Source organism: Candidatus Desulfatibia sp. (assembly GCF_036446775.1).
Classification (GTDB): domain Bacteria; phylum Desulfobacterota; class Desulfobacteria; order Desulfobacterales; family UBA11574; genus Desulfatibia_A.
This window is the reverse complement of the sequence record NZ_JAZFTO010000212.1, coordinates 1-10396: the sequence shown is the minus strand read 5'-3', so window position 1 is coordinate 10396 and position 10396 is coordinate 1. Positions and strand designations below refer to the sequence as shown.

9 protein-coding genes and 2 riboswitches are annotated in these 10396 nt (G+C 44.3%); of the genes, 5 read left to right on the top strand and 4 right to left on the bottom strand.

Going from position 1 to position 10396, the window contains the following annotated elements; translation table 11 throughout:
* Nucleotides 1-85: 85 nt before the first annotated feature.
* From V3S16_RS10210 to hisF, 3 genes are all read right to left on the bottom strand, one after another.
* Nucleotides 86-754 carry a TIGR00153 family protein gene (locus V3S16_RS10210; protein WP_413884587.1) on the bottom strand — a complete coding sequence of 223 codons (669 nt, stop codon included), beginning with the start codon at nucleotides 752-754 and terminating at the stop codon, nucleotides 86-88.
* Nucleotides 755-766: 12 nt separating this feature from the next.
* A complete protein-coding gene (locus V3S16_RS10205; RefSeq protein WP_413884585.1) occupies nucleotides 767-1990 on the bottom strand; it encodes an inorganic phosphate transporter in 1224 nt (407 codons plus the stop codon).
* 447 nt (nucleotides 1991-2437) lie between these two features.
* Entirely contained in the window at nucleotides 2438-4021 is a 1584-nt protein-coding gene (gene hisF, locus V3S16_RS10200) for an imidazole glycerol phosphate synthase subunit HisF (protein WP_413884584.1), read from the bottom strand.
* A 459-nt stretch (nucleotides 4022-4480) separates the two neighbouring features.
* Here hisF and V3S16_RS10195 point away from each other — a divergent pair, with 459 nt between their 5' ends.
* The 5 genes from V3S16_RS10195 to V3S16_RS10175 all read left to right on the top strand — a co-directional run bounded on the left by V3S16_RS10195 (nucleotide 4481) and on the right by V3S16_RS10175 (nucleotide 8613).
* Nucleotides 4481-5644, top strand: coding sequence for a DNA polymerase IV (locus V3S16_RS10195; protein ID WP_413884583.1), 1164 nt, complete (start codon nucleotides 4481-4483; stop codon nucleotides 5642-5644).
* Between the two features lie 2 nt (nucleotides 5645-5646).
* The gene (locus tag V3S16_RS10190) at nucleotides 5647-6534 is read left to right on the top strand and encodes a deoxyribonuclease IV (protein WP_413884582.1); all 888 of its coding nucleotides are present in this window, start codon (nucleotides 5647-5649) and stop codon (nucleotides 6532-6534) included.
* 296 nt (nucleotides 6535-6830) lie between these two features.
* Entirely contained in the window at nucleotides 6831-7484 is a 654-nt protein-coding gene (locus V3S16_RS10185) for a LexA family transcriptional regulator (protein WP_413884581.1), read from the top strand.
* Between the two features lie 146 nt (nucleotides 7485-7630).
* Nucleotides 7631-7822 (top strand): hypothetical protein, encoded by a 192-nt coding sequence (locus tag V3S16_RS10180; protein ID WP_413884580.1) that lies wholly within the window; start codon nucleotides 7631-7633, stop codon nucleotides 7820-7822.
* Between the two features lie 389 nt (nucleotides 7823-8211).
* Nucleotides 8212-8613, top strand: coding sequence for a PaaI family thioesterase (locus V3S16_RS10175; protein WP_413884579.1), 402 nt, complete (start codon nucleotides 8212-8214; stop codon nucleotides 8611-8613).
* A gap of 218 nt (nucleotides 8614-8831) precedes the next feature.
* Here the strand turns inward: V3S16_RS10175 and V3S16_RS10170 are convergent, their stop codons facing one another.
* Nucleotides 8832-9377, bottom strand: coding sequence for a hypothetical protein (locus V3S16_RS10170; protein ID WP_413884578.1), 546 nt, complete (start codon nucleotides 9375-9377; stop codon nucleotides 8832-8834).
* 178 nt (nucleotides 9378-9555) lie between these two features.
* A riboswitch (cyclic di-GMP riboswitch) is annotated at nucleotides 9556-9645 on the bottom strand.
* A 71-nt stretch (nucleotides 9646-9716) separates the two neighbouring features.
* Nucleotides 9717-9808: riboswitch (cyclic di-GMP riboswitch) on the bottom strand.
* Nucleotides 9809-10396 lie beyond the last annotated feature (588 nt).

Genomic DNA, 10396 nt, shown 5'->3' with positions numbered 1-10396 from the left:
AAAGATCCTCCAGGCCGGCAAGTTTGCCATGAACAGAATTAACGATTCACTAATAACAAAAAGCCAACATATGCATTTCTTTGCTCTATTTTGAAAGCATCGCTCGCATCATGTCGCCGGCATTTTCAGCATGATCCGCTACGGAGCCGATGATTTCTGCCAGACGGACCATATGAAAAATAGTGACGGCATCGGTCTCCATGTTAAAGACCTTTTGTTTAATAATGTCCTCTAATTTATCGGCTTCATGTTCTTTGCGACGCAGGGTATGGATTATTTTCTTAACCGCGACGCGCTGCTTTTCGGAATAATTTTTGAAGTACTTCCTGGCCTCGAATACCATCGTGACCAAGTCTTCGATGGGATCAATCACAGCATCGACCAGCAGAATAAAGTCCTTGGCGAGCTCGGCCGGAATTCCCGGTTTGCTTCTAAAAGAGATCCAATCTAAAGTATCTTCCACGGAGTCAAGAACCTGATCCTGTTCTCTTAAGTAGTTGAATATCAAGAAATTATAGACCGGCATCATGGTCCCTTTCGGCATATGGCCGCGGATACGGCGCTTGATGGCATCGGCTTCGTCTTCCAGCCGGATTACATCCTGTCTGAGTTCTTCAAAGGTTAGACATTTTTCGGCAATATGGCACTCGATGGCCTGTTGAAACGCCCAGGCACATTCCTTCACCTTCTCCGCATGTTCCTGAAGGCCTTCAAACGGTGAAACCATAAACATTGAAAGAAATGGAATTCGCATCGCCATCTCCTTTTATAAAATGAATTGAAGTATTTTAAAAATGGCCATACTGGTAACGGCCGCCACAGGTACGGTCAAAATCCAGTATAACATAATTCTATAAACAATTGCAAAGTTAACGGCCTCAATTCCGCGCGCAAGGCCCACGCCCAGTACACCGCCGACGGCCGCATGGGTGGTCGATACCGGCAGGCCCATTTTTGAGGCCACAAGGACGGTCGTTGCCGCCGCAAATTCAACCGAGAAACCGCGTGTATTGCTGAGGGCGGTAATTTTTGTGCCCATGGTATCCATAACGCGGTGACCGGCCATACCGATTCCGCAGGCGATTCCGATACCCCCAAAAAACAGGAGAAACCAGGGCACCGGGACTTCGGCGCCGACACTGCCGGTTTTGACCAGGAAATAAATAACCGCAAGGGGACCGATGGCATTGGCCACATCGTTTGCCCCCTGTGCTAATGCAAGGTAACAGGCTGTTACAATCTGGATGCGCTTGAAAATCGCTTCGGCACCGGCTTGCCTGTCTTTAATGAAGTGTTTTAAAATCATCATCCCGACAAATCCAAAAATGACAGCTAAAATAAATGCCACTATCAGGGCGGCTATGTTTCCAAGAGCCAGTTTTTTGCCCAGCGGGGTCTTAAACAGAAACGACAGTACAATTACAAAAAAGGTTATGCCGATAAAAAACGGTGATAGCCTCATCCCTAGAGAAAAAGAATCCTTTTGAGATAGAATTAACTTTACAATAATTTTAAACATTAAATAAGCGATAACAATACTTAATGCCGGAGAAATGATCCAGCTTGCCGCCACAGCAGCAAGCTTAGGCCAGTTGATGACCGAAAATCCGCCGGCCATGATGCCAAAACCGATCATGGCCCCCACAATCGAGTGGGTTGTCGAAACCGGTAAAGACTTCCAGGTAGCGAAACTGACCCACAGGGCTGCCGCCAACAAGGCCGAAAGCGCCCCGATAAGAGCCAAATGCGGATCGGTCATGATATCAGTCGAGACGATTCCCTTGCGGATGGTGTTGGTAACATGGGAGCCGATAAACGTAGCACCGATGATATTCAAAATCCCGGCCAGAAATATTGCCTGGCGAATGGTAATCGCCTTGGCGCCTACTGCGGGTGCCATGGAGTTGGCGACATCGTTGGCCCCGATGTTCCAGGCCATGTAAAACCCAAAAATGTAACCGATAATCAGTACAATGTATTCTTGAGGCATAGTTGTTTTATTTAAAGCTCCCTGCGGTCCCGCTGTAAGCGAGAGACCTTTGCAAAACGTCCTCTTTTGCCCAATTTAGGCGTCAGACTCAACATTTTGCACGAAGTGCATTTTTTCAAGCCGTAAGGCGCAACCTTTAGCGCCATCCTCGAAATGCTCAATGTATTCCTGTGGTTAAAATTTTCGCCTTTCTTGAACTTGAACAAAATTGAACATTTTTCAAAGGTCTCAATGAAGCAGGGTTGGCGCTCGCTGTTTACAGTTCAAATATAGTCGGCTAGCTTGAAAAAAATCGCTATTTTGGGCTAAAAAGCTGTTATTTCCGCGCGGGACATATCACGGTGGTAGGCTCAAATCAATCTAAAAAAGAATCCCTCGCTAACGGGATCTTCGACGGGCTCAGAGGACCCGGCTTTGGTTACCCTGGAAGGGGACAATTTTACTGGTTCACTTCTTGATAAACGGCCTGATCTCCACTTTGTCGCTCAGATAATCTTTTACAGATGCTATAGAAACTTCCTTTCGGTGGAATATGCCGGCTGCCAGTGCGGCTTCTGCTTCTGTTTTTGCAAATACTTCATAAAAGTGTTCCGCGCAACCGGCACCGCTTGACGCTATTACCGGAATTGTTACCGCGCCGGCAACAGCATTTATCAGCTCAATATCAAAACCTGAATTGGTGCCGTCTTTATCTATGCAATTCAACAGTATCTCGCCGGCACCCAGCTTTTCGCAAACTTGCGCCAGGGTTACGGCATCCAGGTCGCGGCCCTCTCTGCCCCCTTTGATGGTGCACTGATACCAGCAATAGGTTTCACCATTGGGACCTTTCTCTGCGGTTTCGATAACCTGGTGGTCCACCTCATCCGGCGACATTACATAAACTCTCCTGGGATCGATTGAAACCACAATCGCCTGTGCTCCGTACACTTCGGATATTTGCTCAATGGAACTTTGACCCGTTTTGACGCCTGTTTTTAAATACTCCTCGGCAATTAGAACGGCATCGCTTCCTATGGAAATCTTGTCCGCACCGGATCTGAAATATTCAGCAGCGACATCCAGAGCAGTATATTTTCTGCCGTCCTTATCAGTATAATCTCTGATCCCTCCTCCGATGGTCAAGGGAACAAAAACATTTTTAGAAGTCTGTTTTAATACTTCAATCATAGGCATATCTTCCAGGGGAAAATCTCTGAACCCGGTAATATTGAGAAATATAATCTCATCGGCACCTTTCTGATAATACCTTCCGGCCAGCTCAACCGGTTGGCCGAGATTTCGGACCTCTCCCTTTTCCCTGACATCGTACTGATCACCCTTGGTAACAACTAGATCTCCCTGGTCATTGGACCTGACATCCAGACAGGCAACTATTCTTTTGGCCAGTCTGGTTTCTTGTGAAACAAAACCGGAGGCCTTTTTTTCATCGCCGGCCTCAAGAAAATTCTTTAATATTTTTATGCCGGCATCTCCACTCTTTTCCGGATGGAACTGGGTTGCCGTGATACGGCCTCTTTGAATACTGCTGACAAACTCCAAACCATAGTTGGTAGTTGTTAAAATAACCGAATCGTCCTCCGGCGCAACATAAAATGAGTGCACGAAGTAAAATTTTTCGCTGCCCCCCAGTCCGTTGAATATCCGGGACGGCTTTTTTATATTGATGCCGTTCCAGCCGATATGAGGCACGGAAAGATCAATATCAAACCTTTTGACATGCCCTGAAATTAAGCCCAATCCATTGATATCGGGGGCTTCTTCGCTTGTTTCAAACAAAGCTTGCAGCCCTAAACATATGCCCAGAAAGGCCCTGTCTGAGGTTAAATAATCTTTTAAAGCCTCAACATAATTTTTTTGATTCAGAATCCGCATCATACTGCCGAAACTGCCCACGCCGGGGAAAATCAGCTTTTCAGCAGATATTATATCACTGGTATCGGAGACAACCTTAACGGATTCACCCAGACTCTCGATCGCATTTATGACGCTTCTAACATTGCCGGCACCATAATCTAATAAAGTTATCATTTTCCCATTTTCCACATAAAATCGTGTTACGATTTTATAAAACTCCCGCCCCGCTGAAAGCGGGACGGGATCTAATAAGCGAAAGGTTTACCCTGCCTTGCGGCGGGCTAAAATTCTTATAACTCTCACCACAAACACAATATACCCTAATTGAGCGATAACGCTCGATTGAAAGTCATTTGTTATGCGTTACTCGAAAGAATATCAACCGCTATTTTGCATTTCTATCAAAAATGACACCTTAAATGAGATCATCAAATGTGACTTTCCGTACATTTTAAGTAACTTCTCAATAACCTCTGGGAAAAGGGCTTCAGCGTGGCAGAGCCGCTTAATATAAAATCGCTTTAGCGATTTTATATAATGATTGCCAGATCATATTTTGTCTATTAATATGATGCAACTTATTAAGACCTTTGTGATCTAAACCACGCCATAAGAAACACGTAACACGCCGCCATGATTCTGCACATCGACATGGACGCCTTTTATGCTTCGGTGGAGCAATTGGACAATCCCCGTCTTAAGGGAAAATGTGTGATTATAGGCGGGCTGTCCAACCGCAGCGTGGTCTCGGCCGCCAGTTACGAAGCCCGGAAATTCGGAATCCATTCCGCCATGCCCATGTATCAGGCCCGGCAAAAATGCCCCCGGGGCACATTTATCCGTCCCCGGATGGAGCGCTATAAAGCCGTGTCGCAAAAAATCATGTCTCTGCTCCGCGAATTCTCTCCACGTGTTGAAGTTGTCTCAATCGACGAGGCCTACGTGGATATCACCGGCTGCAGCCGGCTTCACGGTGAGCCGCGCGAAATCGCCGCCCTTATCAAACAAAAAATTAAAGCTACCGTCAATTTGACATGCTCGGTGGGAGTCGGTCCCGGCAAGTTTATCGCCAAAATTGCCTCCGATCTGGAAAAACCCGACGGGCTGACCATTCTCATGCCGGAGCAGGTTTCGCATTTTTTAGAAAAACTTCCTGTTTACAAAGTGCCCGGTGTGGGCAAAACAACACTCAAGCAGCTTGAGCGTATGGGAATAAAAAGTCTGGGCGATGTCAGCAAATACCCGGAAAAATCGCTCTTGAAGCGGCTTGGCAAGTTCGGTCGCAGGCTAATGGAGCTTGCCGCCGGCCTGGACGATTCACCGGTTATGACCATCAGCCGGAGAAAATCAGTGAGCAGCGAAGAGACCCTGCTGTCAGATATCGACGATAAAAAAGTGCTCAACAATTATATCCTGGAGCAGGCCGAATCGGTTGCCCGTCAACTTAGAAAAGAGGGCGTAAAAGCCAAAACCGTTACCCTGAAGATAAAACATGCCGATTTTAAACAGGTAACCAGAAGTACGACTCTGCCGGTGCCGACACAGTCTTCGGAGACTATTTATCAGACGGCGTCCAGGCTGCTCAATAAATATCGGATGAAAACCAAAATTAGGCTTATCGGTGTTGGAGCCTCCGGTCTGCGGGCTGATTCCGCACCAGCCCAAATGAGCCTCTTTAAAGATTTAAAAAGCAAAAATGGTAGCTGGGAAAAAGTAGATAAAACCGTAGATTCAATCACCGCAAAGTATGGGAAAAACGTTATCAAACGGGGCTCCTTAACCAAAAGCTCCCATTAATAATGGAAATGAAAAAAGCTCAGACTATTAAATCCACGCCTCTGCTGGGAGCTCATTTTTCGATTGTCAAGGGTCTGCACAACGCCCTTTATGAGGCCCGGGCTCACGGCTGCACGGCGCTGCAGATATTTACCAAAAACGCCCAGACCTGGAAGGAAAGATCTCTGATGCCCGATGAAATCGATCAATTCGAACAGGCCCGAGCCGCAACCGGGATAACGGCAATCGCCGCCCACACGTCTTACCTAATCAACCTGACAGCCGTTGAAAAGCAAAAACATACAAGTTCCTGCCGCGCGCTGGAACAGGAGCTTGTCAGGTCTTCAATGCTCAACATCCCCTTTGTTGTACTCCACCCCGGTTCCCACATGGACAGGGGCCAAGATGATGGTATCCGCCGCATCGCTGAAAGTATCAATCGAATCTTGGACCATATTTCTGATTTAAAAACACGTCTTCTCCTCGAAACCACCGCCGGCCAGGGCTCCAGCGTAGGCCACACCTTTGAACAGTTAGCGTCAATTATGCATAAGGTCGAAAAAAAAGACGCCGTCGGATTCTGTCTGGATACCAGCCATATTTTTGCAGCGGGCTACGATATCAGAACGCCGTCTGCCTACCAAAAAACCATCAACATTTTCGACGCCGTTGCAGGGCTCGGGCATCTTGATCTGATCCATTTAAATGATTCCAAAAAAGAGCTTGGGTCCAGGGTGGACCGGCACGAACACATCGGGCGGGGATGTATCGGCCTGCAAGCGTTCGAACTGTTCATGAACGATCATAGATTCCAGGATATACCCAAGATTATTGAAACCCCCAAGCAGCACGACGGCAAAGATTATGATCAGGTCAATCTTAGTACCTTGAGAAATTTGATGATCTCGTAAAAAGTCATGAATTCAACTATAGATGGCTAAGTGAAATTGTTCCAAACAGAGTTTTTTCATTTTTTTTAAAAAAAGTGTTGCAATATATATAATTATGTGTTTATTTATTTGAACATAATTAAAAACTCATTCATGAGACCTTTGAAAAATGTTCAATTTTGTTCAAGTTCAAGGAAGACGAAGATTTTAACCACAGGAATACATAGAGTATTTCGAGGATTAAAATCTGAGTCTGACGCATAAATTGGGCAAAAGGGGACGTTTTGGAAAGGTCTCACATTAATCGGGTGAAAAATATGACCTCTACTCAATTCGAATCCTTTCTAAAAAGGGTTTTTGAAGCCACCGGGATGACATCGCAAACCGAACTGGCTTCCGCCCTGAACATAAATCGATCGGCAATTACCCAAGCCAGAAAAAAGGGTTCTATTCCTGACAAATGGATACTTAAGTTATATAAAATATTTGGTTTAAGTCCTGAATGGGTTGAATCGGGATCCGGGCCGACATTTCTAAAAAAATCGACCCCCGATGATTCCAGGTTCCAAAACATACCGAAGGTTAGAGCCAGGCTGAGTGCGGGCGGAGGTTCTTTTGAAGTCGGATCGGAGATTGAAGGTTACTATGCCTTCCGCAAGGATTGGTTAACAACCAAGGGCAACATAAATAATATGGTATTAATGGATATCTTTGGTAACAGCATGGAGCCTGAGTTAAAAGATGGAGACACCATTCTTATAGATGAATCTCAGAAAGACATCCTGGCAGGGGCTGTCTACGCTGTTGGCGTTGATGATACCATAATGGTCAAAAGGTTGGAAAAACATCCCAATAAGCTTGTTCTGCTTAGTGACAACAAGGATTACGCTCCCATATACCTGCAAGCCAGTGAAATAAATAGTGTTCGTATTATTGGGAAGGTAATCTGGATTTGCAGGGAATTCAGGTAAATTTTTTTGCCATTTATGTTCATTTAGATAAACTTTGAAGCATTTTTATAAACAGCAATAAGCATAAAAAGCAACCGGCATTATGATATCCAGTATTTATCTTTCAAAATTAATAGTTTCGCAAGATTTAGAGGAGGGCCGAGAAAATGACAAGATATGAATTTTACACTAATTATCAGGACTGTTACGAGTATCACGGAAGTACAACTATCGAAAGAATACGGAAACAGGCCGGTAGAACCGTTAAGAGAGACTGGATATTATTCGATTCTGTTGAAGAAGCTCAAGAGTTTTTCAACAGTAACTACGTTGATTTTGGTGGGTATTATGTTCAATAAAGTCGTTGATTTAATATTAGATTGCATTTTCATGATTATGGTTTTAATAATGTCTATTTTGGGGACGTTAATTGCTGGATTGTAGCCCTTGAAATTTAAGAACTGCGGCCAGAATTTCATCAGCCGATTTAGTGAAGCTCCCCACCCTAAAGCGGGACTCTGCCTTGCAGGCCGTGCTTCACTGCGTGAAGCAGTCCGGTCAACGACCTACCCCCGCTCTTATTAGGGGGTGGCTTGAAATGCAGCAGCGAGCGTATTCCTTACCCCATCAGCATATAGCCAGCAGAAGGCTCCAGTTATAATATCAGATTGTTTTAATTCAAGAAATTTGCTATACAATTTATTAGAAATTTTTATATCCGTCAATTGTAGAAAGCGAGTGCTGGCAAATGGAAAAAATCAAACAATTCTTTACTGAAAATGATAAATTCGCAGAGTATGTTGGAATTGAACTATTGGAGGTTTCAGAGGGAAAAGCCAAAGCCAAAATGGAAATCAAGGAGCACCATTTGAACGGCGTAAAGACAGTTCACGGTGCCGCAATCTTTTCTTTGGCAGATTTAGTTTTTGCCGTTGCCTCAAATTCTCATGGAACCGTTGCCATGGGAATCAACGTCAGCATTTCTTATTTAAAAGCTGTAAAAGCAGGGACGCTGTTTGCAGAAGCAAAAGAGGTCTCTATAAACCCAAAACTTGCTACCTATGATATCCACGTAACCGACGACGGCAATAACCTGGTCGCCACATTTCAAGGTATGGTATACAGAAAAAAAGAAGCCCTGGATATTTAAACACACGGAGAGCTTTCATCGAACAAAAAAGGCCCCGCCTTTTAAAGCGGGGCCTTTGTAGATTTAGATAAGGGGAGAGGGTCTTTTATATCTCTCACCCCGGTGGAATAGTTTTCAAATTCCACCCCCGTACCATTAAATCCTGAAGATCTTGTAAATCCTGCCTGCCCCGTAGGTCCGGCAGATCGTACTGGGGTCTAAAAAAATAAAGCTCAAGTTTACTTTCTTATAGATGTATCAGCGAGTTGATTATGCTGATCCTTCTGCTGGCGATCAACATGTACGATAGTGATTTTGTTGCCTGATTTTACTAATTTTATTTCCTGTTTTGACGTTTCAGGTTTCTTCAACCACACAAAAACATTGTTCTTATATACCTTGCCGGATACTTTTGCAAAATTACTTTGGTCCAGCCGATAGACCCCTAACACTTTTTTATCATCTTGTTTTTGAGAATGATCACCGGCTAACATTACACCCTTATCCTGGAGTTTTTTATCGTGTTCAATACGTGCATAGTGCCGGTTATTTTTAACCATTGTCAATTTATATGAAGGATTTATAATATCCTTGTTTTTCATCCATACCGAAACAGTCCTGTTATGCTTTTGGCCGGATGCTCTCACAAATTCCTTCTCGACTAATTGGTAGGTCCCATAAATGTCACCCGCTATGGCAGAGGCACTCAAAAAGATCCAGGTAAAGAGAATGGCTATAAGGCAATTCAAGGTTAACATTTTTTGCTTTCTGATTGAATTAAACATTTACCCTCCTTTTAACCAAACCCCCGGATCCCTGATCACTCCCAGAAGAACTGGAAGCTTGGTTAACTTCAGTTGAAGTATGATTTTGTGATTTGCATAACGAACTCCTTTCTTTTTGAAAGATTCGAATAAAAAACCCGCTTCGTAAAATAAGGGAAGCGGGTTGTTTATCTCTAAGCTTTATAGCCCCGCTGTCCTATCCCGCCCTGCGGGACTTAGACCGGTAGCTTTGCGTCCCTATCTTTCGAAAGGTTTGCCCTTCAGCGAATCTTACTTCGTTTGGAAGGCTAGAATAAAAAACCCGCTTCTCAAAAGGAAAGCGGGCTACTTATCCTTAAGCTTAGTAGCCCCGCTGTCTTATCACGTCTTGCGTGACTTAGACCGGAAGCTTTGCGTCCCTATCTTTCGATAAAGGTTTGCCCTTTAGCAAATCGTTTTTAGGTTCAATACTATATCGACAACCTGACTAAAAACATTTAGCCTTTTTTTAATTTTTTTTTTGGAGTTATCTGAATTAGCAGTTAATTGAGGAGGTTAAACAAGTTTATTAGTGCCCGACAAGGTTTTTTTATATCTCACAGAGTACGCAGTCACCGACGCGCCCCGGCCGCTATGGCGACGGCACAAGCCCTTAGTGGGTTTAATTGTAGTTTTATATTCGACAAGATTTATTGCTTTCTCGGTTTCCAGCCTGTCCCGTTAAATGCGAAGCCTATTTAACGGGGTAAATCCTGTCTAAATCAAAAGATGCTGCCTCTTTTGATATACAAAATGTACAATAATATTTACATTGACATTTACATTTGCTCGTATTAGTATGGAATACACTGAACCCTAACCCTTAACCGAATATTTAACGCGCCTGACGGATGAAAAATTTTCATGAAATATCCGCTTGAATGGAGACCGACCCTATGCAACCCGAACTAACGGCAAAGCAGCAAGGATTTCTAAGCTATCTCAAGCGTGAAATCATGCGGACCGGCAAAGCGCCCAGCTTACGCCGGGCAGCAGCCGAT

Excerpts from the sequence above, each read along its gene's own strand:
- V3S16_RS10210 (WP_413884587.1), bottom strand. The coding sequence starts at position 754 with ATGCGAATTCCATTTCTTTCAATGTTTATGGTTTCACCGTTTGAAGGC.
- V3S16_RS10205 (WP_413884585.1), bottom strand. The coding sequence starts at position 1,990 with ATGCCTCAAGAATACATTGTACTGATTATCGGTTACATTTTTGGGTTT.
- hisF (WP_413884584.1), bottom strand. The coding sequence starts at position 4,021 with ATGATAACTTTATTAGATTATGGTGCCGGCAATGTTAGAAGCGTCATA.
- V3S16_RS10195 (WP_413884583.1), top strand. The coding sequence starts at position 4,481 with ATGATTCTGCACATCGACATGGACGCCTTTTATGCTTCGGTGGAGCAA.
- V3S16_RS10190 (WP_413884582.1), top strand. The coding sequence starts at position 5,647 with ATGGAAATGAAAAAAGCTCAGACTATTAAATCCACGCCTCTGCTGGGA.
- V3S16_RS10185 (WP_413884581.1), top strand. The coding sequence starts at position 6,831 with ATGACCTCTACTCAATTCGAATCCTTTCTAAAAAGGGTTTTTGAAGCC.
- V3S16_RS10180 (WP_413884580.1), top strand. The coding sequence starts at position 7,631 with ATGACAAGATATGAATTTTACACTAATTATCAGGACTGTTACGAGTAT.
- V3S16_RS10175 (WP_413884579.1), top strand. The coding sequence starts at position 8,212 with ATGGAAAAAATCAAACAATTCTTTACTGAAAATGATAAATTCGCAGAG.
- V3S16_RS10170 (WP_413884578.1), bottom strand. The coding sequence starts at position 9,377 with ATGTTTAATTCAATCAGAAAGCAAAAAATGTTAACCTTGAATTGCCTT.